The organism is Stenotrophomonas sp. HMSC10F06 (assembly GCF_001807865.1).
Lineage (GTDB): Bacteria > Pseudomonadota > Gammaproteobacteria > Xanthomonadales > Xanthomonadaceae > Stenotrophomonas > Stenotrophomonas bentonitica_A.
On record NZ_KV791269.1, the window covers coordinates 44,553 to 69,351 of the forward strand.

The 24,799-nt window shown below is 67.2% G+C and carries 23 protein-coding genes; 19 read left to right on the forward strand and 4 right to left on the reverse strand.

The features are described 5' to 3' along the window. Positions 1–31: 31 nt before the first annotated feature. Complete coding sequence (locus HMPREF3113_RS08745) at positions 32–733, reverse strand: FKBP-type peptidyl-prolyl cis-trans isomerase N-terminal domain-containing protein (RefSeq protein ID WP_046272022.1); 702 nt, start codon at positions 731–733, stop codon at positions 32–34. Positions 734–900: 167 nt separating this feature from the next. Between HMPREF3113_RS08745 and HMPREF3113_RS08750 the strand changes: the two genes are divergently transcribed. From HMPREF3113_RS08750 to rnt, 16 genes are all read left to right on the forward strand, one after another. Then, positions 901–1,683 (forward strand): enoyl-CoA hydratase/isomerase family protein, encoded by a 783-nt coding sequence (locus HMPREF3113_RS08750; protein WP_070471805.1) that lies wholly within the window; start codon positions 901–903, stop codon positions 1,681–1,683. 3 nt (positions 1,684–1,686) lie between these two features. Beyond that, complete coding sequence (locus HMPREF3113_RS08755; RefSeq protein ID WP_046272024.1) at positions 1,687–2,049, forward strand: hypothetical protein; 363 nt, start codon at positions 1,687–1,689, stop codon at positions 2,047–2,049. Further along, entirely contained in the window at positions 2,049–2,723 is a 675-nt protein-coding gene (nth, locus tag HMPREF3113_RS08760) for an endonuclease III (protein ID WP_070471806.1), read from the forward strand. The genes HMPREF3113_RS08755 and nth overlap by 1 nt, the downstream gene beginning before the upstream one ends. Before the next feature lie 180 nt (positions 2,724–2,903). Next, on the forward strand, positions 2,904–4,115 hold the full coding sequence (locus tag HMPREF3113_RS08765) for an OprO/OprP family phosphate-selective porin (RefSeq protein ID WP_070426968.1): 1,212 nt from the start codon (positions 2,904–2,906) through the stop codon (positions 4,113–4,115). Positions 4,116–4,228: 113 nt separating this feature from the next. Continuing rightward, positions 4,229–5,008: a PA3715 family protein gene (locus HMPREF3113_RS08770; protein WP_070471807.1), complete on the forward strand. Its 780-nt coding sequence runs from the start codon at positions 4,229–4,231 to the stop codon at positions 5,006–5,008. Between the two features lie 123 nt (positions 5,009–5,131). Continuing rightward, on the forward strand, positions 5,132–6,151 hold the full coding sequence (gene pstS / locus HMPREF3113_RS08775) for a phosphate ABC transporter substrate-binding protein PstS (RefSeq protein WP_070471808.1): 1,020 nt from the start codon (positions 5,132–5,134) through the stop codon (positions 6,149–6,151). A gap of 303 nt (positions 6,152–6,454) precedes the next feature. Continuing rightward, entirely contained in the window at positions 6,455–7,546 is a 1,092-nt protein-coding gene (pstS, locus tag HMPREF3113_RS08780) for a phosphate ABC transporter substrate-binding protein PstS (RefSeq protein WP_070471809.1), read from the forward strand. Positions 7,547–7,680: 134 nt separating this feature from the next. Then, on the forward strand, positions 7,681–8,649 hold the full coding sequence (gene pstC / locus HMPREF3113_RS08785; RefSeq protein WP_070471810.1) for a phosphate ABC transporter permease subunit PstC: 969 nt from the start codon (positions 7,681–7,683) through the stop codon (positions 8,647–8,649). Further along, the gene (gene pstA, locus HMPREF3113_RS08790; protein ID WP_070471811.1) at positions 8,649–9,515 is read left to right on the forward strand and encodes a phosphate ABC transporter permease PstA; all 867 of its coding nucleotides are present in this window, start codon (positions 8,649–8,651) and stop codon (positions 9,513–9,515) included. The genes pstC and pstA overlap by 1 nt, the downstream gene beginning before the upstream one ends. 19 nt (positions 9,516–9,534) lie before the next feature. After that, the gene (pstB, locus tag HMPREF3113_RS08795; protein ID WP_070471812.1) at positions 9,535–10,365 is read left to right on the forward strand and encodes a phosphate ABC transporter ATP-binding protein PstB; all 831 of its coding nucleotides are present in this window, start codon (positions 9,535–9,537) and stop codon (positions 10,363–10,365) included. A 30-nt stretch (positions 10,366–10,395) separates the two neighbouring features. Then, the gene (phoU, locus tag HMPREF3113_RS08800; protein WP_070471813.1) at positions 10,396–11,103 is read left to right on the forward strand and encodes a phosphate signaling complex protein PhoU; all 708 of its coding nucleotides are present in this window, start codon (positions 10,396–10,398) and stop codon (positions 11,101–11,103) included. 249 nt (positions 11,104–11,352) lie between these two features. Beyond that, positions 11,353–11,703 carry an HvfA family oxazolone/thioamide-modified RiPP metallophore gene (locus tag HMPREF3113_RS08805; protein ID WP_070471814.1) on the forward strand — a complete coding sequence of 117 codons (351 nt, stop codon included), beginning with the start codon at positions 11,353–11,355 and terminating at the stop codon, positions 11,701–11,703. Next, entirely contained in the window at positions 11,690–12,562 is an 873-nt protein-coding gene (locus HMPREF3113_RS08810) for an HvfB family MNIO-type RiPP peptide maturase (protein WP_070471815.1), read from the forward strand. Before HMPREF3113_RS08805 ends, HMPREF3113_RS08810 begins: the two co-directional genes overlap by 14 nt. Continuing rightward, positions 12,555–13,310, forward strand: coding sequence for an HvfC family RiPP maturation protein (locus HMPREF3113_RS08815; protein WP_070471816.1), 756 nt, complete (start codon positions 12,555–12,557; stop codon positions 13,308–13,310). Before HMPREF3113_RS08810 ends, HMPREF3113_RS08815 begins: the two co-directional genes overlap by 8 nt. 24 nt (positions 13,311–13,334) lie before the next feature. After that, entirely contained in the window at positions 13,335–13,874 is a 540-nt protein-coding gene (locus HMPREF3113_RS08820) for an HvfX family Cu-binding RiPP maturation protein (RefSeq protein WP_070471817.1), read from the forward strand. A gap of 81 nt (positions 13,875–13,955) precedes the next feature. Then, entirely contained in the window at positions 13,956–14,543 is a 588-nt protein-coding gene (gene rnt, locus HMPREF3113_RS08825) for a ribonuclease T (protein ID WP_046272216.1), read from the forward strand. A 6-nt stretch (positions 14,544–14,549) separates the two neighbouring features. Here the strand turns inward: rnt and HMPREF3113_RS08830 are convergent, their stop codons facing one another. The 3 genes from HMPREF3113_RS08830 to HMPREF3113_RS08840 form a co-directional block, all read right to left on the reverse strand. Continuing rightward, positions 14,550–17,522 (reverse strand): ligand-binding sensor domain-containing diguanylate cyclase, encoded by a 2,973-nt coding sequence (locus HMPREF3113_RS08830; protein ID WP_083298755.1) that lies wholly within the window; start codon positions 17,520–17,522, stop codon positions 14,550–14,552. 209 nt (positions 17,523–17,731) lie between these two features. Next, on the reverse strand, positions 17,732–19,150 hold the full coding sequence (locus tag HMPREF3113_RS08835; protein WP_070471819.1) for a sensor histidine kinase: 1,419 nt from the start codon (positions 19,148–19,150) through the stop codon (positions 17,732–17,734). Further along, positions 19,147–19,875 (reverse strand): response regulator, encoded by a 729-nt coding sequence (locus HMPREF3113_RS08840; RefSeq protein ID WP_019185902.1) that lies wholly within the window; start codon positions 19,873–19,875, stop codon positions 19,147–19,149. The genes HMPREF3113_RS08835 and HMPREF3113_RS08840 overlap by 4 nt, the downstream gene beginning before the upstream one ends. Before the next feature lie 172 nt (positions 19,876–20,047). Between HMPREF3113_RS08840 and HMPREF3113_RS08845 the strand changes: the two genes are divergently transcribed. Genes HMPREF3113_RS08845 through HMPREF3113_RS08855 form a run of 3 tightly spaced genes read left to right on the forward strand, consistent with a single transcriptional unit; the run spans position 20,048 to position 24,719 of the window. Further along, positions 20,048–21,316 carry an efflux RND transporter periplasmic adaptor subunit gene (locus HMPREF3113_RS08845; protein WP_070427566.1) on the forward strand — a complete coding sequence of 423 codons (1,269 nt, stop codon included), beginning with the start codon at positions 20,048–20,050 and terminating at the stop codon, positions 21,314–21,316. After that, on the forward strand, positions 21,313–23,283 hold the full coding sequence (locus HMPREF3113_RS08850; protein ID WP_070471820.1) for a MacB family efflux pump subunit: 1,971 nt from the start codon (positions 21,313–21,315) through the stop codon (positions 23,281–23,283). The genes HMPREF3113_RS08845 and HMPREF3113_RS08850 overlap by 4 nt, the downstream gene beginning before the upstream one ends. Next, positions 23,280–24,719: a TolC family protein gene (locus HMPREF3113_RS08855; RefSeq protein WP_070471821.1), complete on the forward strand. Its 1,440-nt coding sequence runs from the start codon at positions 23,280–23,282 to the stop codon at positions 24,717–24,719. Before HMPREF3113_RS08850 ends, HMPREF3113_RS08855 begins: the two co-directional genes overlap by 4 nt. The last annotated feature ends 80 nt before the right edge of the window (positions 24,720–24,799 follow it).

Sequence of the window (24,799 nt, forward strand, 5' to 3'; positions counted from 1 at the left end):
TGCCACCGGCGCGTTCTTGATGTTGCAGAAATTACTTGACGCTGACGAGCTTGATTTCGAACTGCACCGCAACGTTCGGCGGGAACGGCGTGCGCGGATCGGCACCATAGGCCTGTTCCGGCGGCAGCGTCACTTCCCACTTCGACCCGGCCGGCATCTGCAGCAGGGCTTCACGCATGGCCTTCATTTCGACTTCGCTGACCTTGATGCCCGGGATCTGCTGGGCCGGACGCGCTTCGGCCGGACGGGTGCCGAACGGGTACGGACCGGCCACTTCCAGCTGCACGGTGCTGGCCTGGGTCGGCTTGGCGCCCTTGCCGGCTTCGATCACGCGGTACTGCACGCCGCTCGGAAGCGACTGCACGCCGGCCTTGGCCTTGTTGGTGGCCAGGAACTGGGTGCTCTTGGTCTTGTTCTCGGCGGCAGCCTTGTCGTACTCGGCCTTGGCGGCCTGCGCACGACCCTGCTCACGCTTCTGGAAGGCTTCGACGGCGGGCTTCAACTGCTCGGCCGTGATCGACGGCTGCTTCTTGGCGTAGGCATCCTGCAGGCCCTTCACCACCGAGTTGATGTCCAGCTGCTCGCCGCGTGCGGTGAGTTCAGCCAGGTTGTTGCCGTAGTCGTAACCGAAGTAATAGCTCAGCTTGCCCTTTTCGGACGAGGTGTCCTGGGCGAAGGCATTGCCCGTCAGGGCCAGGGCCGCGACGGCGACCGCGATAGAACGCAACTTCATCAAACTTTTCTCCAGGGGTGGTAACTCAGGACGCGTTGGGCCGCCCTGAGGCGACGGGTTAGGATAGCCGCCGCAACGTTGAACCGCCACTAACGACGCAGGCTCTGACCTGACTTCGTTTCAAGAGTTCAACATCACTTTTTTTTAACGTTTTCAGGAGTCCTGCCGTGGCCGACGCCCTTATCGCGATTATGGACGATGGTGCCGTACGCACTGTGACGGTCAACCGCCCGGACAAACTCAACGCCCTCAACCGGGCGACGCTGGAAGCCCTGGATACGGCCTTCGCCGAGGCCGCTGCCGACCCTGCGGTGCGGGTGGTGGTGCTGACCGGCGCCGGTCCCAAAGCGTTCGTCGCCGGTGCCGACATCGCCGAAATGAACGGCCTGAGCGCGGTTCAGGGTCGTGATTTCTCCCTGCTCGGCCAAGGGCTGATGCGCCGCATCGAGCGCATGCCCAAGCCGGTGATCGGCAAGATCAACGGATTTGCGCTGGGCGGCGGCCTGGAACTGGCCATGGCCTGCCACCTGCGGGTCGCGGCGGAGACCGCCAAGGTCGGCCAGCCGGAGGTCAACCTGGGCCTGATTCCCGGTTTCGGCGGCAGCCAGCGGCTGCTGCGCCTGTGCGGCCGCGCCGCCGCGCTGGAGCTGTGCCTGCTGGGCACCCCGATCACTGCGGCCCGTGCCGCGCAACTGGGCATCGTCAACGAGGTCGTCCCCGCCGCGGAGCTCGATGCGCGGGTCCAGACCATCGCGTCGCGGTTGGCCTCGGCCGCGCCGCTGGCACTGCGCGGCATCCTGGATGTGATCCACATCGGCGGTGAGTGCCCGCTGGGCGAGGGCCTGGAGTACGAGAGCGCGCAGTTCGGCCTGATGTTCGCCACCGAGGACATGCGCGAAGGGACCAACGCATTCCTGGCGCGCCGCCCACCGGTATTCCAGAACCGCTGAGCCATGTCGCCTCCCCCTACCGTTTCGCCGGCGCAGTTGCTGGCGCTCGTGCTCGATGATCACTGGGACGCCGCGCTGGACGCCGGGCTGATGGACTACGTTCCGCACCCGGGCGACGCACAGCTGCTGCCCGGTCATCCCGACCTGCCGCAGCGCCTGCAGCAGGCGCAGCAGCAGCTGCAACGGGCCTGGGCCGCACGCGAACGCTACCGTCAGCGCCAGCAGCGGCTCGCGCGCCGTGCCGCCGAACGCGATGCGCGCCGTGCACCGCCCCCCACTCCCGAGATCCAGAAGCCCGCCCTGCCCTCTGCCGCCGCCGCGATCCTCGCGCGCGCCAAGGCCAAGGCCGCTGGCCGCACGTCCTGATGGCAACGATGAAGAAAACCGCCGCACGCACCGCACGCATGCCCAAGGCCGACGTGATCGAAATGTTCACGCGCCTGCGCGAACTCAACCCGCACCCAAAGACCGAACTGGAGTACAGCACCCCGTTCGAACTGCTGGTGGCGGTGACGCTGTCCGCGCAGGCCACCGACGTGGGCGTCAACAAAGCCACGCGCAAGCTGTTTCCGATCGCCAACACGCCGCAGGCGATCCTGGCGCTCGGTGAGGACGGCCTGAAGAAGTACATCGCCACGATCGGCCTGTACAACGCGAAAGCCAAGAACGTGATCGCCGCCTGCGCGATGCTGGTCAGCCAGCACGGCGGCGAGGTGCCGCGTGATCGCGCCGCACTCGAAGCGCTGCCCGGTGTCGGTCGCAAGACCGCCAACGTGGTGCTCAACACCGCCTTCGGTGAGCCGGTGATGGCGGTGGACACCCACATCTTCCGCGTGTCCAACCGCACCGGCCTGGCACCGGGCAAGGATGTGCGCGCGGTGGAGGATCTGCTGGTCAAGGTGATCCCCGCCGAGTTCCTGCTCGATGCGCACCACTGGCTGATCCTGCACGGCCGCTATGTGTGCAAAGCACGCAAGCCGGATTGCCCGCAATGCGTGATCCGCGACCTGTGCCGATTCAAGGAAAAAACCGCCGCCTGAACGGGGCACGCGACTGCCATATGGGCGCAACCCGGCGGTCATCTGCGCCGGGCATCAATAGCAGCCCCTGACGCCGCTTGGGATGCGGGTGATGACGGTTTGTCTGAAACTGTCACATTTACGCAATCTTCACTAATTAGCCTGCGCAGCATCTTCCCACCTGCCTGCAAGGCTCCTTCCATGAAACTGCATCGCCAACTTCTTACTGCGGCCGTGGCGGCTGCGCTGTTCGTTCCGGCCGCTCACGCTGAAGTGGCCATCGATGTGATCGGCGGTTCGGAAATCACGTTCGAGGGCCTGGTCCAGGCCGACGGCAACTGGTTCGACAACGATGTGACCGACCTCAACGGCGGTGATGCCGGCAACGGCAAGAACAGCGAATTCGAGCTGCGCCGCGCCGAGCTGGTGCTCAAGGGCAAGGGCCCGGGCAACGTGGAATGGGTGGTGGGCTACGACGCCAAGGCCGACAAGTTCCTGGACACCAACCTGAAGTACAAGCTGGCCGGCAACGCCAACCACTTCGTGCAGTTCGGCCAGTTCAAGCAGCCCAACAGCCTGGAAGAACTCTCCAGCACCAAGAACAACGACTTCATCTCCAAGGCCGCGGTCACCAACACCTACGCCGTGGCCCGCCGCCTCGGTGGCGCCTACAGCATCGGTGACAACAACTGGTCCGTCACCGCCAGCGCCTTCGGCCGCGAGCTGACCCGCAACCTGGCCCACGGCAGCGGCTACGGCGCGCGTGGTACCTGGGCCCCGATCAACGAGAAGGGCCAGGTCCTGCACTTCGGCCTGAGCTATGTGGACTACGACACCGACGCCGACACCCTGCGCGTGCGCGCCCGTCCGAACGCCGACCTGGCCACCGCGCGCCTGGTCGACAGCGGCAACCTGGTCGATACCGACCGCGTCAGCACGATCGGTGCCGAAGCGATGTACATCGGTGGCCCGTTCAAGGCCCAGGCCGAGTACTACACCAGCAAGGCCAAGCGTTACTCGCACGACAACTACAGCAGCGACGGCTACTACGTCAGCGGCCTGTGGAACATCAGCGGCGAGACCTGGGGCTACAAGGGCGGCACCCCGACCACCGGCCTGCCGGACGAACCGGGCCGCGGCATGTGGCAGCTGGGTGCGCGTTACGACCACATGGATCTCAACGACGGTAACCTGAACGCGAATCCGGTGGCCGGCCGCCCGCCGATCGTCGATGGCGTGCTCGGCGGCAAGATGGACATCTGGACCGTGGGCGTGAACTACTACTGGCGCTCCAACACCAAGTTCGCGCTGAACTACGTGATGGTGGACAGCAAGAAGTACAGCTCGACCGCGCGCACGTTCGTCAACGACGACCCGAACATCCTCGAAGCGCGCCTGCAGTTCTTCTGGTAAGCCCTGCAACACGCGTGACACACAAAGGCGCAGCTTCGGCTGCGCCTTTTTCGTGCCCGCGCGCCGGTATGCGCGCGTATGCTGTGCGCCCTTTGCCCCATGGATGGAACCCGATGCGTATCGCCCTCCCGCTGTTGCTGGCCGCCGCGTGCAGTGCCGCCGCCCTGCCCGCCCAGGCGCAGGACTGCCATGACGCCCAGGCGGCCGCTGAGGAGGCCTACGTGGTGCGGGCGGACAATGCGCTGCCCGATCGCCTCGGCTATACCCGCGACACCGCCGCCAGCGTCTGCCGCCGATGGCCGGCACGCCCCGAGCTGACCTTGGTGGCCACGCCGGTCTGGCGCGACGGTGGCGACAACGACGCCCGCGATGGCGACGTGGAGGTGTTGGTAATCGATTCCGACACCCTCGCCACGCGCGCTTGGACGGTGCTGTCCGGCGCACTCGACAGCGATGCGATCTTCTACGACGGCATGCACCTGGATACTGCGCGCTACCAGCTTGCGCCGGACACCCTCGCCTTCGGCCTGCGCGTGCAGCGCCGCAATGGCGCCGGGCCCAATCCGTTCAGCGAAGAACAATTGCATCTGCTGGCGGTGCAGGCAGACACGCTGCGCACGCTCGGCCCACCGATGGTGTTGGGTCGTTTCCAGGCCGAGTGGGACACCCGCTGCGCCGGCGACTCCACCGACGTAACGCGCACCGTGGCCGTTGGGCCCAAAGGCAAACACGGCTTGGCCGATCTCATCCTGCGCGAGCGGCGGGTCACCACGCACAGCTGGATGGACGGGGACACCTGCCGCGACCAGGACACGCCAGTGGAGGGCGAGCGCCGCGTGCTGCGCTTCGACGGCCGCCGCTACGCGGTCCCGGAGGCGCTGCAGCCGCTGTGACACCCCGCCCGGAAGGCGTGTCACGAGGTGGTCATATGACAGTCGCTGCGCTGTCATCGAACCGTTATGGAATGAGCACCGGGCGGGACACCCCGCACCTTCATCCATCCCAGGAGCCACCCCGTGATCCACGCCTTCAAGTCGCGCGCCGCTGTTGCCGTCCTCGCCGCGTCATCCGTGTTTGCCGCCAACGCCGCCGATGTGACCGGCGCGGGCGCCTCGTTCATCTACCCGGTCATGTCCAAGTGGTCGGCCGACTACAGCACTGCCACCGGCAAGAAGGTCAACTACCAGTCCATCGGTTCCGGTGGTGGTATCGCCCAGATCAAGGCCGCGACCGTTGATTTCGGCTCCTCCGATGCCCCGCTGAAGCCGGAAGAACTGGCTGCCGCCGGCCTGGCCCAGTTCCCGTCGGTCATCGGCGGCGTGGTCCCGGTGATCAACGTGGCCGGCATCGCCCCGGGCGCGCTGAAGCTCGATGGCCCGACCCTGGGCAACATCTTCCTGGGCAAGATCAAGACCTGGAACGACCCGGCGATCGCCGCGCTGAACCCGGGCGTGAAGCTGCCCGACGGCAAGATCACCGTCGTGCACCGCTCGGACGGTTCGGGCACCACCTTCAACTTCGTCAACTACCTTTCCAAGGTCAACCCGGAGTGGAAGACCAAGGTCGGTGAAGGCACCTCCGTCCAGTGGCCGGTCGGCATCGGTGGCAAGGGCAACGAAGGCGTTGCCGCCTACGTGAAGCAGATCAAGGGCGGCATCGGCTACGTCGAACTGTCCTACGCGCTGCAGAACAAGATGTCCTACGCTGCGATGAAGAACGCCTCGGGCAAGATCGTGCTGCCGAGCGACACCTCCTTCGCCGCCGCTGCCGCCAGCGCCGACTGGGCCAGCGCGAAGGACTTCTACCTGGTCATGACCAACGCCCCGGGCGCCGATGCGTGGCCGATCACCGCCACCAACTTCATCCTGGTCCGCAAGCAGCCCAAGAACGTCGCCAACGCCAAGGCCACCCAGGAATTCTTCCGCTGGATCTACAAGAGCGGCGATGCGCAGGCCAAGCAGCTCGACTACGTCCCGCTGCCGGACACCCTGGTCAAGCAGATCGAGACCTACTGGTCGCAGAACCTGAAGTATTGAGGAAGTCACCACCCACGGTGGTGACCTAGCGGTAGGTGCCGACCGTTGGTCGGTACGCGTCGCCCCCGACGCAACCCACCGGACAGAGCAATGGCGCCGGAGGGACCTCTCTCCCCCTTCCGGCGCCATCGGGCGCGGACCGCAAGGTTCCGCGCCTTTTTGTTGCCTGCCGCAAAATGCCCGACCCTTGTGCCGCAAGGCTTTGCGTGCGCTCGGTCACGGCGTCATCAAGCTGTAACAAAAACATCATTTCATAGTCGCGTCGCCGGAAAGACCGGCCCTTATCCCGCTATGGAGTGACGCATGAAACTGCACACGGCCAGCATCGCCGCCCTTTCCCTGGCCATCGCGCTGGGTCTTTCCGCCTGCAAGCCGGGCGCTGAAGGCCAAGCCGCCGCGCCGGCCACCGATGCGCCCGCTGCCGCTCCGGCCGCTGGCGATCGCCTGACCGCCGAGATTTCCGGCGCCGGTGCATCCTTCATCTTCCCGCTGGTGTCCAAGTGGTCGGCCGACTACAACGCCGCCACCGGCGCCAAGATCAACTACCAGTCGATCGGCTCGGGTGGCGGCATCGCCCAGATCAAGGCCGGCACCGTTGACTTCGGTTCCTCCGACAAGCCGCTGAGCAGCGAAGAACTGGCCCAGGCCGGTCTCGGCCAGTTCCCGTCGGCCATCGGCGGCGTGGTCCCGGTGGTCAACATCGACGGCCTGGAAGCCGGCAAGCTGCGCCTGAGCGGCGCCCTGCTGGCCGACATCTTCCTGGGCAAGGTCAAGACCTGGAACGACCCGGCCATCGTCGCTGCCAACCCGGGCGTCAAACTGCCCGACGGCAAGATCACCCTGGTGCACCGTTCGGATGGCTCAGGCACCACCTTCAACTTCTCCAACTACCTGTCCAAGGTCAGCCCGGACTGGAAGAGCAAGGTCGGCGAAGGCACCTCGGTGCAGTGGCCGGACGGCGTGGGTGGCAAGGGCAATGAAGGCGTGGCCTCGTACGTGAAGCAGATCAAGGGCTCCATCGGCTACGTCGAGCTGGCCTACGCGCTGCAGAACGGCATGCCGTACGCCTCGATGCAGAACGCCGCCGGCAACTGGGTGCAGCCGAGCGCGGAAACCTTCGCCGCGGCAGCCGCCAGCGCCGACTGGGCCAGCGCCAAGGACTTCAACCTGGTCATCACCAATGCCCCGGGCGACCAGGCATGGCCGATCACCGCCACCAACTTCATGCTGATGCACAAGCAGCCCAAGGATGCCCAGCGCAGCAAGGACACCCTGGCGTTCTTCAAGTGGGCCTTCGAGAAGGGCCAGGCCCAGGCCAACGAACTGCACTACGTGCCGCTGCCGGCCGAGCTGGTCACCCAGATCGAGGCGTACTGGACCAGCGAGTTCAAGTGAACCAGGCAGGCCCGCGCCTGGCGCGGGCCTGACCGATCGTAGCGCCGGGCCCTGCCCGGCGGCACCACGCTCCGAACGTGATGCCGGGCATCGCCCGGCACTACCTCTTCTCTTCTCGGGCCCCCGCCTCAGCCATGAATGCCATCGCCCAGCCTGTTCCCGCACCGTCTCTTCGCGACCTGCGTGATGCCCGCAACGACACACTGTTCCGTTGGGTACTGATCACCACCGTCATCCTGGTGCTGGTCGCCCTGGCCTGCGCCGCGCTCTCGATGCTGTGGGGCGGCCGCCATGCCCTGCAGGAGCAGGGCCTGAGCTTCTTCTACTCCTCCGAATGGAATCCGGTCGAGAACAAATTCGGTGCGCTCGCACCGATCTACGGCACCCTGGTCACCGCCCTGATCGCGATGGTCATCGCTGTCCCGGTAAGCTTCGGTATCGCCTTCTTCCTGACCGAGGTCGCCCCGCGCTGGCTGCGTGGCCCGGTCGGTACCGCCATCGAACTGCTGGCCGGTATCCCCTCGATCATCTACGGCATGTGGGGCCTGTTCGTGCTGGTCCCGGTGATGACCGAGTACGTCACCCCGTTCCTCAATGATCACCTGGGCACGATGCCGATCATCGGCCCGCTGTTCCAGGGTCCGCCGCTGGGCATCGGTGTGCTCACCGCCGGCTTCGTGCTGGCGATCATGGTCATCCCCTTCATCTCCTCGGTGATGCGCGAGGTGTTCCTCACCGTGCCGACCCGTCTGAAGGAATCGGCGTACGCGCTGGGTTCCACCAAGTGGGAAGTGAGCTGGGACATCGTGCTGCCCTACACCCGCTCGGCGGTGATCGGCGGCATCTTCCTCGGCCTCGGCCGCGCCCTGGGTGAAACCATGGCGGTGGCCTTCGTGATCGGCAACAGCGTGCGTCTGTCGCCGTCGCTGCTCGAACCGGGCACCACCATTGCCGCCCTGATCGCCAACGACTTCGGCGAAGCCACCGAAACCTACCGCTCGGCCCTGCTGCTGCTCGGCTTCGTGCTGTTCCTGGTGACCTTCGTGGTGCTGGCGATCGCCCGCCTGATGCTGATGCGCCTGGCCCGCAAGGAGGGCAACTGATGTCCACCGCCAACGCCCAACCGCTGTACCTGCGCCGCCGCATCGTCAACGTGGTCGCGCTGCTGATGTCCTGCCTGACCGCACTGTTCGGCCTGTTCTTCCTCGGCTGGATTCTGTGGACGCTGGCCTCCAAGGGCCTGGCCGGCATCAATCTGGACCTGTTCCCCAAGATGACCCCACCGCCGATGCAGGAAGGCGGCCTGGCCAATGCCTTCTTCGGCAGCGCGGTGATGTGTGGCCTGGCAATCGCGATCGGCACCCCGCTCGGCGTGTTGGCCGGTACCTGGCTGGCCGAGTACGGCAACTTCCGCAAGACCGGCACGGTGGTCCGCTTCGTCAACGACATCCTGCTCTCGGCGCCATCGATCGTGCTGGGCCTGTTCGTCTACACCCTGTACGTGATGCAGACCGGTGGCCAGTTCTCGGCCTTCGCCGGTGCGCTCTCGCTGGCCTTCATCGTGCTGCCGGTGGTGGTGCGTACCACCGATGAAATGCTGCGCCTGGTACCTTCGCAGATGCGTGAAGCGGCCCTGTCGCTGGGCATCCCGCAGTGGAAGGTGACCGTGCAGGTGCTGTACCGCAGCGCTGCTGCCGGCATCGTGACCGGCATCCTGCTGGCCCTGGCCCGCATCTCCGGTGAAACCGCCCCGCTGCTGTTCACCGCCTTCGGCAACCAGTACTGGAACAGCAACGTGTTCCAGCCGATGGCCTCGGTGCCGGTGGTGATGAACCAGTTTGCCGGCAGCCCGTATGAATCCTGGCAGGTGCTGGCCTGGGCCGGCGCGCTGGTGCTGACCGTGTTCGTCCTGCTGGTCAGCCTTTCCGCGCGCGGCATCCTGCTGCGCAACCGTATCTCCCATGACTGACCTTTCCACGGACATCGCCATGAACGATCTCTCCAACGCCGTGCCGATGCAGCGCATCGTGGTCCCGGCCTCGCATGAAAGCCTGCAGACCCCGGCGCCGATCAAGCTGGCCGCACGTGGGCTGGATTTCTACTACGACAAGTTCCACGCGCTGAAGGGCATCGACCTGGAGATTCCGGAAAAGCGTGTCACCGCGCTGATCGGTCCCTCCGGCTGCGGCAAGTCCACGCTGCTGCGCATCTTCAATCGCATCTACGCGCTGTACCCCAAGCTGGAAGCGCGCGGTGAAGTGATGCTGGACGGGGAGAACATCCTCTCGCCGAAGTACCCGATGAACCGCCTGCGCAGCAAGGTCGGCATGGTGTTCCAGAAGCCGGTGCCGTTCCCGATGACCATCTTCGAGAACGTGGCCTACGGCATCCGTCACCACGAAAAGCTCTCCAAGTCGGAGATGACTGATCGCGTCGAGCAGGCCCTGCGCCAGGGCGCGCTGTGGGACGAGGTGAAGGACAAGCTCAACCAGAGCGCGCTGGGCCTGTCCGGTGGCCAGCAGCAGCGCCTGTGCATCGCCCGCGCCGTGGCCCTGCGCCCGGACGTGCTGCTGCTGGACGAACCGACCTCCGCGCTGGATCCGATCTCCACCAGCCGCATCGAGCAGCTGGTCGAAGAGCTCAAGCACGATTACACCATCGTGATCGTCACCCACAACATGCAGCAGGCCGCGCGCGTGTCCGATTACACCGCCTTCATGTACTTGGGCGACCTGATCGAACACGACCGCACCGAAGTGATCTTCTCGCAGCCCAACAAGCAGCAGACCGAAGACTACATCACCGGCCGCTTCGGCTGATTCCGGCCCACGAACCCTGGATAGAACCGCATGAGCATTCCCAACGACCACATCGTCAAGAGCTACGACGAAGAACAGCAGCGCCTGGTGGCCGAGATCGTGCGCATGGGCGAGATGGCCGTCGCCCAGCTGGAGGCGTCCATGGACGTCATCGAGAAGCGCGACGAGAACGCCGCCCAGCGCATCATCGCCAACGATGAAGCCATCGACCAGCTTGAGCAGCACATCAGCCACGACGTGATGCGTCTGGCGCTGCGCGGGCCGATGGCACGCGACCTGCGCGAGATCCTGGCCGGCCTGCGCATCCCGGCCGACATCGAACGCATCGGCGATTACGCGGCGAACGTGGCCAAGCGTTCGATCGCCCTGAGCAAGGTGCCGCCGCTGCCGCAGATCCAGGGCCTGCGCGCGCTGGGCCGGCTGGCCGCGCAGCAGGTGCGCCGTGCGATCGAGGCCTACCGCGACAACGATGCCGCCGCGGCGCTGGAACTGCGCGACGATGATGCTCGTCTGGATGCGCAGTACACCGCGCTGTTCCGCGAGCTGCTCACGTACATGATGGAAGACCCGCGCAACATCACCCCGTGCACCCACCTGCTGTTCATGGCCAAGAACCTGGAGCGCGTGGGTGACCATGCCACCAACATCGCCGAGAACGTGTGGTTCCTGGTGCATGGCGAGCAGGCGCTGCCGCCGCGCGAGAAGCGCGACGAGACGAGCAGCACCGATCACGTCTGAGCATGGGCTTCAAAAACGGAAAGCAAAAGCCGCTGCCTTCGGGTGGCGGTTTTTTTTTGCTCGCTGGGAGGCGCCAGTGATCTCGACCCAGCGCCCGACCCACTTGCCGCTGAGGAATGCGGCGCTGCACTTCACGAAACGTTGAATCCTGTGTGAGGATTCGATGAGCCGGGCCAGGCCACCATGGCCGCACCTGCTGCCCCCACGCAGCCATCCCGGGCCCCGGCCCATTTCAAGGAGATCCACCCGATGAGCACACCCACCCGATCACTGTCTTTGTTGGCGGCCACTGCGCTGGCCGCGGGCCTGGGCGTTACTGCCTCCGCATCTGCGTTGAGCATGACCGAGCTGGCCCAAGGCTATCTGGTGGCCGGCCAGGCAGCGACCAAGGCTGCCGAGGGCAAGTGTGGCGAAGGCAAGTGCGGTGCGCATGGCGACAAGGCTGCGACCACCGGTGCCAAGGCCGCCGAAGGCAAGTGTGGGGAAGGCAAGTGCGGCGCCGACAAGGGAAAGACGACCGGCGCCAAGGCCAAGACGGCTGGCGACAAGAAGACGGCGGAAGGCAAGTGCGGCGAAGGCAAGTGCGGTGCCAAGCACTGACGCTCTCGCTACTGGCCTGGCCCGGTCGCCGCTGCCTGCGGCGGCCACCGGACTGGGTTTGCGCCGGGCCCTGCTGCAGGACCTGCGCGATGCGCCAAACGGCGATATCGACTTTCTCGAATGCGCGCCGGAAAACTGGATCGGTATCGGTGGGCCGGCCGGCGACGCACTCGCCGAACTGACCACGCGCCACCCGCTCACCTGCCATGGGCTGTCGCTCTCGCTGGGCAGCACCGCGCCGCTGGATACCGTGCTGCTTGAACAGGTAGGACGGTTCCTCGACCGGCACAACGTGCCGCTGTACAGCGAACACCTGAGCTACTGCAGCGATGACGGCCATCTCTACGACCTCCTGCCGATTCCTTTCACCGACGAAGCCGTGCGCCACACCGCCTCACGCATCGCCCGCGTGCAGGACCTGCTGGGCCGGCGCATCGCGGTGGAGAACGTGTCCTACTACCTCGCCCCGGACCCGGCCATGGACGAACTGGCCTTCACCAACGCCGTGCTGGCCGAGGCCGATTGCGATCTGTTGCTGGACGTCAACAATGTCTACGTCAACGCGTGCAACCACGGCTACGACGCCGATGCGTTCATCGCCGGGCTGCCGGCCGCGCGCATCGTCTGCCTGCATGTGGCCGGCCATCTGGACGAAGCCCCCGACCTGAAGATCGACACCCATGGCAGCGCAGTAATCGATCCGGTCTGGGACCTGCTCGCCCGCACCTATGCACGCATCGGCGCGCGCCCCACGCTGCTGGAACGCGATTTCAATTTCCCGTCTTATGCCGAACTGCGCGGAGAACTGCAGCATATCCGCCGACTGATGGCCGCCCATGCCGGGAGCGGACATGACTGACGCCCCGGCACGGCTTCACGCACAGCAGAGAGCGTTCACCGCCCATCTGCGCGACCCGGACCATATCGCGGCCCCCGAAGGCATGGACGCGCGCCGGCTGGGCGTCTACCAGCGGTTGGTGTTCAACAACGTCCTGGGCCTGCTCGGCAACGGTTTTCCGGTCTGCGTGCAGCTGCTGGGGGACGCGGCGTGGGCCGCCCTGGTCCGGCGCTTCCTTGCCGGTCACCCGGCGCAGACACCGTTGTTCACCGAACTGGCTGCCGAGTTCGTGCAGTGGCTGCAGCACCAGGCCGCGCTGCCACACCCGGCACTGGCCGAACTGGCACATTACGAGTGGGTGGAAACGGCCCTCTACCAGTGGGATGCGTCCCCCCTGCCGCCCTCGCCCGGCCTGGACCCGATGCACGCGGCGCTGCAGCGCTCCCCCCTGGCCTGGCCCCTGCTCTATCGCTGGCCGGTGCACCGGCTCGGCACCGATGACGCGCCCGCGCAGCCCGGCCCCGAGCCGACCGGGTTGCTGGTCCGGCGCGACCCGGACGGGCAGGTCCGCTTCGCCGCCGTCAGCCCGATGGCCGCGCAGCTGCTGGAGCTGATCGGTCAGCATCCCGGCAGTACCGGCACCACTTGCCTGCAGCAGCTTGCGCAGGCGCACGGCATGGCGGCCGATGCGCTGCTTTCGCCCGGCGCCGCCCTGCTGCGCCAGTTCCACGACAGCGGCGTGATCGGGCCTGCCGCGCCTGTTTCCTGACCCCTCCACCAAGGAAGTACCTCCATGAAGTCACTGCATCTGGTCGCCCTGCGCGACCGGCTGGATCGTCTCGGCCCGTGGTTCGCGCCGCTCGGCCTGCGCTTGCTGATGGGCTGGGAATATTTCGAGTCCGGCCGCGAAAAACTTCGCGGCCAGAACTGGTTCGAGGACCTGCAGCACGCCTTCCCATTCCCGTTCGACCAGCTGCCGGCCGCACTCAACTGGCAGTTGGCCACCTGGTTCGAACTGATCGGCGCGGTGTGCCTGCTGCTCGGGCTGGGCACGCGCCTGGCCGCGAGCTGCCTGCTGGTGCTGACCGTGGTCGCCACGGCCGCCGTGCACTGGCCGATGCACTGGGATGGGTTGGCCGAGCTGGCAATGGGCTATGTCATCACCGACCAGGGCTTTGGCAACTTCAAACTGCCGCTGCTGTTCATGGCCATGCTGCTGCCGCTGGCCCTGCAGGGTGCCGGCCCGTTGAGCCTGGATCACCTGCTGCACCGCGGCCGCGGGCGCACGCCGGCACTGGCCTGGGCGCGGGGGGCATACAGGTCGCTCTGCTAAACTGGGGCGATGACTGACGACCTCCCCCGCTCCGACGCGCCGGCTGCTGCCGACGCACTGCCCGCTGCCGCCCAGCGCTTGATGGCGACCCGCTTCCGCGGCTTCCTGCCGGTGGCGGTGGACGTGGAGACCGGCGGATTCGACTCGGATCGCCACGCCCTGCTGGAGATCGCCGCGGTGCCGATCGAGATGGACGAGACCGGCCTGCTCTATCCCGGCCAGACCGCCAGCGCCCATGTGGTACCCGCCGAAGGCCTGGAGATCGATCCCAAGTCGCTGGAGATCACCGGCATCATCCTGGACCACCCCTTCCGGCTGGCCAAGGTCGAGCGCGACGCGCTGGACCACATCTTCGCACCGATCCGGGTGGCGATGAAGAAGTACGGCTGCCAGCGCGCGATCCTGGTCGGGCACAACGCCCACTTCGACCTGGGTTTCGTCAATGCGGCGGTCAACCGGACCGGCCACAAGCGCAACCCGTTCCACCCCTTCAGCGTGTTCGACACCGTCACCCTCGGCGGCATCGCCTATGGCCAGACCGTGCTGGCACGCGCGGCCACCGCAGCCGGGCTGGGCTGGGATGCCGATGAGGCGCACAGCGCGGTGTATGACACCGAGCAGACCGCCAAGCTGTTCTGCAAGGTCGCCAACAGCTGGCCGCGCCCCTGAGCGGCATCAACCGATAGCGGTTCTGTCGCGCCCTTCGCTCTTGGCCCGGTACAGCGCGCGGTCGGCGCGCTGGTAGAGCAGCATCGGCGTGCGGTCGGCGGCATCCAGTTCGACCAGGCCGGCGCTGAAGGTCACCGTCAGCCCCGGGATGCCTGCCCAGTCGGGGTGGTCATGGAACAACCCGCGCAGGCGCGCGCAGACCTGGGCGGCTTCGTCCAGGCGGGTGTCATTGAGCAGCAGCGCGAATTCTTCGCCGCCGGTACGCGCCGGCATGTCCGAATCACGGCAGGCCGAGGCCAGCAGCCGCGCCACTTCCACCAGCACCACATCGCCCACCCAATGGCTGTGCCGGTCGTTCACTTCCTTGAAGTGGTCGATGTCCAGCACCACCAGGCACAGAGGGTGGTGGCTGCGCTGCGAGCGCGCGAAATCACGCGCCAGCGCTTCATCGAACGCGCGCCGGTTGGGCAGCCCGGTCAGGGCGTCTTCGCGGGCCTGCCGCTCGAAGGCCTCGGCCTGCACTGCCAGCCGGTCAGCCAATTCTGTCTTCTCCAGATTCAGCGCCTGCAGGTTCACCGTCTGCGTCTGCAGATCCAGCGTCGCTTCCTTCACCATCCGTGCCAGCCGTACATTGCTGGCCTTGTAACGGTTGATCAGATACCGGTACAACGCGATCAGCCCGGCCAGCAACATCAGCGCGGCGACCAGCTGCACACTGCGGCGTTGCCACAGGAACGGTTCCACCGTGAATTCCCACACCGCTTCACTGTCGCTCCAGGCACCGCCCGGATGCGCAGCGGACACGTGCAGCGTGTAGTCGCCCGGCGGCAGGCCGATGAACTCCACGCTGCGTTGCTGGCCGCGCTCGATCCAGCCTTTGTCCAGGCCATCCAGGCGGGTGCGGTAGCGGATACGCTCGGAAAGCAGATAGCTCAGCCCGACGTAACTCACGCTCAAGCGGCGCCCGCCGGGAATCGAATTATGGTCGCTGCCCTGCCAATGCAGCGGCGCCCCATCGACCTGCACGCTCTCGATCACCGCCGGCGGCGCCAGGCGCTCGCGGAAGCGCTGCAGCCGCAGCGGGTCGACCATGCTCAGGCCACCAGCGGTCACCACCCAGAACGTGCCGTCCTGACGCAGGATCGCCGATGGCCCGGAGCTGCCGTTGGCCTGTGAATTGGCCATGCCGTCGATCTCGTTGTAATGCTCGACCTCCACCCGCGCGGCGCGCCCGTCAGCGACGGCATTGAGCATCGCCATGTCGGTGCGCAGCACGCCGCGGTTGCTGCTGATCCAGACATTGCCGACCCGGTCGGGCACCAGCTGGAACACGGTGTCCACCGGCATGCCCTGCTCCAGGCCGACCCGCGCCAGCGTGCCTTGCTGGTAGCGGTACAGGCCGCGGTCGGTGCTGATCCACATCGCATCGCCGATCTGCTGGAAGCCGAACACGCTGCGCCCGCCGCCCAGGCGCTGCAGGTCGATGGCCTGCACCCGGTCGCCGCGCAGCACCCGGATGCCCTCGATGGTGCCGATCCACAGCCCGCCCTCAGCATCATGCGCCAGCGCGGTGATCAGCCCGGTCGGCATGCCGGGAATCGCCGGCTGCCCGACCTGGCCGGCCTCGATGCGGATCACGCCTTTCTGGGTCCCGGCCCAGACGACCCCGTCGCGGTCGATGCTGATCGCGCGGATGTTGCCGCCCGGCAGCCCTTCGGCGTTGCCGTAGACGTGCAGGCGCTGGCCCTGTTCGTTGATCTGGAAGATGCCGTCGCCGAACGTGCCGACCCACAACCTGCCCTCACGATCCTGGGCCAGGCTCAGCACCGATGGGCTCTTGCCAACGTTGTTGCGCAGCGGCACCGGGCTGAAGCGCCCCTGCGCGTCGCGCCGGTCCAGGCCGCTGGCGCTGCCGATCCAGAGCTGGCGCAGGCGATCCTCGAACACCGTGCGCACGTAGTCGCCGCTGAGCCCGTCGCGCTCGGTGAAGCTGCTGAACAAGGTTTCGCGCAAGCGGTACAGGCCGCCATTGGCGCCCACCCAGATGCTGCCCTCGGCGTCTTCGCGCAGGCTGACCACGCGCCCCCCGGGCAGCGACAGCCCGGTCGGCAACCGCTCCAGCCCGTGCCGCGACAAGCGCAGCAGGCCCTGGTTCTCGGTGCCCAGCCACAGGTCGCCGTGGCGGTCCTGCAGCATCGCAGTGATGTGGGTCACCCCCGGCAGGCGGTGCTGCAGCAGCGGCGCCCCATCCTGCATGCGGTAGATGCGCTCACCGGCCACCACCCACATCACCCCATCGGGCGCGCGGTACGGCCATACCAGGCCGCGCCCCAGTCCCCAGCTGTCCGGCGCGCGGCGCTGCACGCCATCGGTGTCGCGCACGACCAGGCCGTCCAGCGTGCCAACCCAGGCCCGGTCCTGCGCATCCACCACCAGCTTGGTGAAACTCATCGCCATCGGCACGTCGGCCGGCGGCGTCTGATAGTCGAACGTGCCGTCCGGGCCCAGGCTGCCGATACCCTTGCCTTCGTACAGCAGCCACAGCCGCCCGTGGCTGTCCATCTGCATCGCCTGGATCAGCACCTGCGGGGTATCGGGGCGATGCTCCCAGACCTGCCAGCGGCCGTCCGCGCCGCGCCGGGTCACATTGCCGCGCGAATCACTGATCCACAGCCCGCCACTGCGGTCCACCAGCAGCGCGCCGACGCCGTTGTCGCGCAGGCCCGGCGTGGTGCTGCGGTCGAATACCGTGAAATCCAGCCCGTTGTAGCGGACCAGGCCTTCCCAGGTGGCGAACCACAGATGCCCTTCCGGGGTCTGGGCGATGTCGCGCAGCGAGTTGTGCGGCAGCCCGTTGCGCGAGGTCCAGACATCGATCGCATAGTCACGCAGCGGCGGCGGGCCATCCTGGGCCGAGAGCGACCACGGGACCGCGCACAGCAGCATCAGCCACAGCGCAGCCGCCTGCAGGGTCGGCATGCCCGGGAACTTCAGTTGTGCCGGCCGCCACCGGTTCCTGCCCCCCCGATCGCTCATCCGTATGGATCAGCCTTGGGCAGGCGCCGTGCGCATGGGGGGAACGGCCGTGCACCAGCGCGGGGGCTGGCAGAGTCGTACGCTCTCATGGGGGAGACGCTGGAAAGAGATGCCCATAGTAGGCAAATCCTTGCGTTTTGGGGGAGCCGGCGTCAGCCGCCGCGGGATCCGGCCGGGGCCCGCGCCGGCGAGCTCCAGCGCACGATGGCCTCCAGCCCGCCCTGCGGATGGTTGCGCAGGTGCAGGCTTGCCCCATCCTTCTCGGCCAGTGCGCGGGCGATGGTGAGCCCCAACCCGGCCCCGCCAGTCTGGCGCGAACGCGAGGTTTCCAACCGCACGAACGGGTCGAACACGGCTTCCAGTTCGTCCTCGGCCAGGCCCGGGCCGCTGTCGCGGATGCGGACCTCGACGTCCTGCCCGGATTGCTTCACGCGCACCCGTGCGGTCTGCCCATACATCAACGCGTTGTCGACCAGGTTGGAGAACAGGCGATGCATCGCCAGCGGCCGCAGCATCAGTACCGCTCCGCTCGGCTGCTCGAAGCGCACATCCCCACCGGCCTCGGCGGCATCTTCCACGATGCTCTCCAGCAGCGAATCCAGATCCAGCGCGGCCCGCTGTTCGGCGCTCTCGGCGCTGCGGGCCAGCTCCAGGCCTTCGCGGATCAGTGCCTGCATCGCGCCCAGGTCGCCGATCAGGCGCTCACGCAGGGCCTCGTCGGTGACGTTCTCCAGCCGCAGCCGCAGGCGGGTCACCGGGGTCTGAAGGTCGTGGGTGATCGCCGCCAGCATCTGGGTGCGTTCACCGAGGTGGCGCTGCAGGCGCTTCTGCATGGCGTTGAACGCCTCCGCGGCGCGGCGGACCTCGAACGGGCCGGTCACCGGCATCGGCGCGCCCTGCAGGTCATCGCCCAGCGCCGCGGCGGCATCAGCCAAGCGCTGCAGCGGTGCACTGGCCATCCGCGCCACGATGTAGGCAAGGATCGCGATCGCCACCACCAGCAGGGTCAGGAACAGCGGGTCCACGGCAAGCACGCCGTTATGCGCAACCGCCGGGGAATCCAGCGCCAGCCGCAGCGGCGTGCCATCGCTCAGCTGCAGGGTCACCACACGGCACTTGGGCGGAATGAAAGACGGATCACGCTCACGCGGCGGATGCCGCATCTTTTCCTTGTCGCGCGGCGGCGGCGGCAGCAGTTCCGGCAGCCGCGGCAGGCAGGAGCGGAAGGAGGTGAAGGCGACCTGGCTGCTCGCCACCGGCCCGGGCCGGTCATCGAGGATCTCCATCAACGCCGCGTCGGGCCGGCCGATGCGTGCGCCCTCGGGCAACTGGCGCACGCTCGGCCCGCCACTGCCGAGAAGGCGCTCGCGGAGTTCCGGATTGCCGTCGAGCAGGTTCACGAAGCCCTGCAGGCGATCAGCGATGCGGTTGAGGTTCTGCCGTTCAAATTCCTGCTGGCGCTTGGTGCTGGCCAGCATGGTCGCGCCGATCGCGGCCACGCTCATTCCCAGCAGCAGGATGACGAACAATCGTCCCACCATCGAGGAAAAGAAACGGCGCAGGCGTGTCATTCCAGGGTGACCGCCGCCGCAAGCACATAGCCTTCGTTGCGCACGGTTTTGATCAGGCCATCGCTGCCCCCGTCATCGGCCAGCTTGTTGCGCAGGCGGCTGACCTGCAGGTCGATCGCACGGTCCTGCGACTCGTAGTTGCGGCCGCTGCTCAGCGAGACCAGCTGCTCGCGGGACAGCACCTTGTTGGCATGCCCCACGAAGACCCGCAGCAGGCGGAACTCGGCGCCGGACAACACCACCACCCGCCCATCGGGATCGACCAGGTGGCGATGTTCCAGATCGAATATCCAGCTGGAGAAGCGCGCGCGGCGGATCGCCAGCGGCTCCAGGTTGGCCGGCAGCGCCTCGGTGCGACGCAGCACGTTGCGGATGCGGGCAAGCAGTTCGCGCGGCTCGAACGGCTTGGCCAGGTAATCGTCGGCACCCATCTCCAGGCCCAGCACGCGGTCGATCGGCTCGCTGCGCGCGGTCAACATGATCACCGGCGTGCTCGAACGCGCACGCAGATCGCGGCACAGGGTCAGGCCGTCTTCGCGCGGCAGGTTGAGGTCGAGCACGATCAGGTCCACGTGCTCGCGCTCCAGCAGCTGGCGCATGCCGTGGCCATCGCCGGCAGTGCTCACCAGGTAACCGGCGCGGCCGAGCTGCTCGGCGAGCAGCTGGCGGATATCGTTGTCGTCATCGACGATCAGCAGTCTATGCATGCTGTTGGCAGTCTCCATGCGGTGATCATCCCCTGTCGGGAGCTGAACCGCATCTCATGGTTTGCGTACGTCTGTTTCAAAGGGTCATGCAGATACATAACGAAACGCCCTGTGCACCGCAGGGATACATCTTGGTACACGGCGAGCATTGAGCCGGCGGTGAACGATCTTCACAATGCTGACAACGCCGATGCACCGGCCTGCCGAGTTGACGATCATCGTGAAGCCCCGTTTGCCCAGAACCCGCCGTGCCCGTCTGCTGCTGTTGCTCGTGGTCGTCATCCTGATCGCCGCGATTGTGGCATGGATGCTGCGCAAGCCGGCCGCCCCCACCCTGGCCACGTCACCGGTCAGCCGCGGCGACATCGAACAGACCGTGGAAGCCACCGGCGTGATCGACGCCTACAAGCTGGTCAGTGTCGGCGCACAGGCCTCCGGCCAGATCAAATCATTGAAAGTCCAGCTCGGCGATACGGTCAAGGAAGGCGACCTGATCGCCGAGATCGACGCCACCACCCAGCAGAACCAGGTGCTCAATGCCCAGGCCTCGCTGGACCAGGTCAAGGCGCAGCGCGCGGTGCAGCAGGCCAGCCTGCGCGAAGCCGAGCTGGAGTTCGCCCGCCAGCAGCAGATGCTCGCCGCCGAGGCCACTTCGCGCGCCGAGTTCGATGCGGCCGACGCCCAGCTCAGGACCGCGCGTGCCCAGATCCAGTCCTTCGATGCACAGATCAAGGGCCGCGAAACCGAACTGGGCACCGCCCGCGCCAACCTGGCCTACACCCGCATCACCGCGCCGATGGACGGCACCGTGGTCGCCGTGGTCGCCGAAGAAGGCCGCACCGTCAACGCCAACCAGACCGCGCCGACCATCGTGATGCTGGCCCGCCTGGACCTGGTCACGGTGAATGCCGAGGTCTCCGAAGCGGACGTGGTCAAGATCAAGGCCGGCATGCCGGTGTACTTCACCACGCTGGGTGAGCCGGACCGCAAGTTCCACGCCACGCTGCGCCAGATCAATCCGGCGCCGGCCTCGATCGCCAACGACAGCTCGAGCAGCTCCAGCTCGTCCAGTTCCAGTTCCAGCACGGCGGTGTACTACAACGCGCTGTTCGACGTGGAAAACCCCGACGGCACGCTGCGCATCGACATGACCGCGCAGGTCTCGGTGATGCTCAAGCAGGCCAAGGACGTGCTGATCATCCCGGCCGTTGCACTCGGCCCCAAGACCCGCGACGGGCAGTACATGGTGCGCGTGGCCGATGCCGATGGCATGCCGGCGCCGCGCAAGGTCAAGATCGGCATCAACAACGGCGCCAATGCCGAGGTGCTGTCCGGGCTGGCCGAGGGCGACAAGGTGATCGTCGGCGAAGGCGGCGGCCTGCAGGGCACCGGTGGCGGCAACCGCGGCGGCAGCACGGTGCGGATCGGCGGCCCCGGCATGGGCGGGCCGCGCCGATGAGCAGCGCCTCGACGGGCACGCCGCTGCTGCGGCTGCGCGACCTGCGCCGCGAATTTCCGGCGGGCGATGAGACCATCGCAGTGCTGCGCGATGTCAATCTGGACATCGCCGCCGGCGAGATGGTGGCCATCGTTGGCCAGTCCGGTTCGGGCAAGTCCACGCTGATGAACATCCTCGGCTGCCTGGATCGGCCGACCCGTGGCAGTTACCAGGTCGCCGGCCGCGAGACCGGCCGCATGGAGCCGGACGAGCTGGCCGAACTGCGCCGCGAGCATTTCGGTTTCATCTTCCAGCGCTACCACCTGCTCGGCGATCTGGATGCGCGCGGCAATGTCGCCGTGCCGGCCGTGTACGCCGGCAGCCCCGGCCCGGTGCGCACCGCACGCGCCGAACAGCTGCTGCAGCGGCTCGGCCTGGGCGACCGCATGAACCACAAGCCCGGCCAGTTGTCTGGTGGCCAGCAGCAGCGCGTGTCGATTGCTCGGGCGCTGATGAACGGTGGCGAGGTGATCCTGGCCGATGAGCCGACCGGCGCGCTGGACACCCGATCCGGCGAAGAAGTGATGGGCATCCTCGGCGAGCTGCATGCCGAAGGCCACACCATCATCATCGTGACCCACGACATGAGCGTGGCCGAACACGCCCAGCGCATCATCGAAATCCGCGACGGCGAGATCATTGCCGACCGCACCAATCCGAATGCACCGCACTACCGCGCGCAGCGCCAGCCCACCGTGGCCGCCGGCAAGGGCCACAGCTGGCGGGCCGCGCGCGACCGCTTCACCGAAGCGTTCCGCATGGCCCTGCTGGCGATGAACGCCCACCGCCTGCGCACCTTCCTGACCATGCTCGGCATCATCATCGGCATCGCTTCGGTGGTCTCGGTGGTGGCGATGGGCAACGGCTCGCAGCAGCAGATCCTGCAGAACATCAGCGCACTGGGCACCAATACGATCGATGTGTATCCCGGGCGCGGGTTCGGCGACATGCGCTCGGCCCGCGTACAGACCCTCAAGGCCAGCGACGCCGATGCACTGGGCCGGCAGAGCTATATCGACAGTGCCACGCCGAGCGTCTCCTCCTCGGTGACCGCGCGCTACCGCAACCAGTCGGCCACCGCGCAGGTCAACGGCGTGGGCGAGCAGTTCTTCCGGGTCAAGGGCGTGACCCTGCTCGCCGGCAGCTTCTTCGATACCGATGCGGTGCGCAGCCTGGCCCAGGTGGCGATCATCGACGAGAACACCCGCACCCAGTTCTTCCCCAATGGCGAGGACCCGGTGGGCCAGGTGATCCTGCTCGGCAACGTGCCGGTGCGCGTGGTCGGCGTGGCGCAGCGGCAGAGCTTCGGTTTCGGCGGCAGCACCAGCCTGAGCGTGTGGGTGCCGTACACCACGGTGATGTCGCGGATGCTGGGCCAGAGCCATGTGTCCAGCATCACCGTGCGCGTGGACGATGCCACCCCGATGGATGCCGCGCAGGCCGCGATTTCCAAGCTGCTGATCATGCGCCACGGCACCGAGGATTTCTTCCTCAGCAACAGCGCCGAGATTCGCCAGACCATCGAACAGACGACCCGCACGATGACGCTGCTGATCAGCGCCATTGCCGCCATCGCGCTGCTGGTCGGTGGCATCGGCGTGATGAACATCATGCTGGTCTCGGTGACCGAACGGACCCGCGAGATCGGCGTGCGCATGGCCGTCGGCGCGCGGCAGAGCGACATCCGCCAGCAGTTCCTGATCGAGGCGGTGCTGGTGTGCCTGCTCGGCGGCCTGCTCGGCGTCGGCCTGTCGCTGGTGGTCGGCTGGCTGTTCGGCAAGTTCGCGCCGGACTTCCAGATGCTGTTCTCGACCGCGTCCATCGTGGCCGCCTTTGCCTGCTCCAGCCTGATCGGCGTGGCGTTTGGTTTCCTGCCGGCCCGCAATGCCGCCCAACTTGATCCCGTGGAGGCGCTGGCGCGCGAATGAAGATTTCTCCTGCTCTGCTGCACCCCGCTTCGCTGCGTCCACTGGTCCTGGCCTGCGTGACCGCACTGACCCTGTCGGCCTGCGTCAGCACCGGTCGCTACCAGGTCGACGCGCCGGCAGTACCGGCCACCTATGGCCGTGGCGATGCCACCCTGAACACCCCCACCGAGGCTGTGAGCGAACAGCCGCACGCCACATCGGCCGATGTCCGCACTGATGCCTGGTGGACCCAGTTCGGTGACCCCGGCCTGGACCGTGTGATCGACCGCGCCCTGGCCGCCAACACCGACCTCGTCTCGGCCGGGCTGGCGGTGCAGCGCGCGCGCCTGCAGGCCGGGCTGGCCGACAACGCACTGTGGCCGCAGCCCTCGGGCAGTGTCAGCAGCAGCGGCAACCGCCCGATCGACCAGAGCGCGGACTGGAACCGCGGCAGCTCGGCCGGCGTGTCACTGGGGTGGGAAATCGACCTGTGGGGGCGCCTGCGCACCCAGCGCGACATCGCCCAGTGGGAAGCCCAGGCCAGCCAGGAGGACCTGCAGAACACCGCCCTGCTGGTGATCAGCGACGTCGCCACGCAGTACTGGACGCTGGCCTTCCTCAACCAGTCGATCAACGCAGGGCAGGCCAACCTGGAGCGCCTGCAGCGCACCCGCGAACTGGTCCAGGCCCGCTTCGATGCCGGTGCGGTCTCGCGGCTGGACGTGCGCCAGGCGGCCCAGAGCCTGGAGGCACAGCGTGCCGCGCAGAGTGCGCTGGTGCAGCAACGCGTTGCCGCGCGCAATGCACTGACCGTACTGCTGGATGGGCAGCCGCTGGCCGTGGCCGACGAGCCGCAACAGCTGCAGCGCGTGGCCAGCCCGGTGATCGCCGAAGGCCTGCCGGCCGATCTGCTCGGCCGCCGGCCCGACCTGCGCGCGGCCGAGCTGCGGCTGCGCAACAGCCTGAAGACCATCAAGGTGACCGCGACCCAGTACTACCCGGCGCTGAGCCTTACCGGCAGCGTGGGTACGGGCGCCACCTCGCTGTCGGACGTGCTGAAGAATCCGGTCGCCACGCTCGGCGCCGGGCTGTCGCTGCCATTCCTCAACGTGCGCCAGGCGCAGTTGAACACCCGGCTGGCCGGCACGGATTATCAGATCGCGGCCAACGGCTTCCGCCGCACGCTGTACACCGCGCTGTCGGAGGTGGACAACGCCTTGTCGGCGCGCACGCAGTTCGCCACCCAGGTGGCAGCCTCGCAGGCGTCCTACGACGAAGCGGTCGAGATCGAGCGGATGTATGAAGTGCGCTACCGGGTCGGCGCCACCGACCTGCGCACCTGGCTGGAAGCGCAGCAGACCCGGCGTGATGCGGAGCTGTCGCTGGCCTCGGTAAGGCAGCGACAGTTGATCAACGATGTGACGTTGTTCAAGGCATTGGGCGGCAGCGCAGGCTGACGCCGGGGGGTAGAGCCGACCGTTGGTCGGCTGCTCTACGCGGGCGGACGGCAGCCGACCAACGGTCGGCTCTACGTGGG

Coding starts and splice junctions, on each gene's coding strand:
- HMPREF3113_RS08745 (WP_046272022.1), bottom strand. CDS start 733: ATGAAGTTGCGTTCTATCGCGGTCGCCGTCGCGGCCCTGGCCCTGACG.
- HMPREF3113_RS08755 (WP_046272024.1), top strand. CDS start 1,687: ATGTCGCCTCCCCCTACCGTTTCGCCGGCGCAGTTGCTGGCGCTCGTG.
- nth (WP_070471806.1), top strand. CDS start 2,049: ATGGCAACGATGAAGAAAACCGCCGCACGCACCGCACGCATGCCCAAG.
- HMPREF3113_RS08765 (WP_070426968.1), top strand. CDS start 2,904: ATGAAACTGCATCGCCAACTTCTTACTGCGGCCGTGGCGGCTGCGCTG.
- HMPREF3113_RS08770 (WP_070471807.1), top strand. CDS start 4,229: ATGCGTATCGCCCTCCCGCTGTTGCTGGCCGCCGCGTGCAGTGCCGCC.
- pstS (WP_070471809.1), top strand. CDS start 6,455: ATGAAACTGCACACGGCCAGCATCGCCGCCCTTTCCCTGGCCATCGCG.
- pstC (WP_070471810.1), top strand. CDS start 7,681: ATGAATGCCATCGCCCAGCCTGTTCCCGCACCGTCTCTTCGCGACCTG.
- pstA (WP_070471811.1), top strand. CDS start 8,649: ATGTCCACCGCCAACGCCCAACCGCTGTACCTGCGCCGCCGCATCGTC.
- pstB (WP_070471812.1), top strand. CDS start 9,535: ATGAACGATCTCTCCAACGCCGTGCCGATGCAGCGCATCGTGGTCCCG.
- phoU (WP_070471813.1), top strand. CDS start 10,396: ATGAGCATTCCCAACGACCACATCGTCAAGAGCTACGACGAAGAACAG.
- HMPREF3113_RS08805 (WP_070471814.1), top strand. CDS start 11,353: ATGAGCACACCCACCCGATCACTGTCTTTGTTGGCGGCCACTGCGCTG.
- HMPREF3113_RS08815 (WP_070471816.1), top strand. CDS start 12,555: ATGACTGACGCCCCGGCACGGCTTCACGCACAGCAGAGAGCGTTCACC.
- HMPREF3113_RS08820 (WP_070471817.1), top strand. CDS start 13,335: ATGAAGTCACTGCATCTGGTCGCCCTGCGCGACCGGCTGGATCGTCTC.
- rnt (WP_046272216.1), top strand. CDS start 13,956: ATGGCGACCCGCTTCCGCGGCTTCCTGCCGGTGGCGGTGGACGTGGAG.
- HMPREF3113_RS08830 (WP_083298755.1), bottom strand. CDS start 17,522: ATGCCGACCCTGCAGGCGGCTGCGCTGTGGCTGATGCTGCTGTGCGCG.
- HMPREF3113_RS08835 (WP_070471819.1), bottom strand. CDS start 19,150: ATGACACGCCTGCGCCGTTTCTTTTCCTCGATGGTGGGACGATTGTTC.
- HMPREF3113_RS08840 (WP_019185902.1), bottom strand. CDS start 19,875: ATGGAGACTGCCAACAGCATGCATAGACTGCTGATCGTCGATGACGAC.
- HMPREF3113_RS08845 (WP_070427566.1), top strand. CDS start 20,048: ATGCACCGGCCTGCCGAGTTGACGATCATCGTGAAGCCCCGTTTGCCC.
- HMPREF3113_RS08850 (WP_070471820.1), top strand. CDS start 21,313: ATGAGCAGCGCCTCGACGGGCACGCCGCTGCTGCGGCTGCGCGACCTG.
- HMPREF3113_RS08855 (WP_070471821.1), top strand. CDS start 23,280: ATGAAGATTTCTCCTGCTCTGCTGCACCCCGCTTCGCTGCGTCCACTG.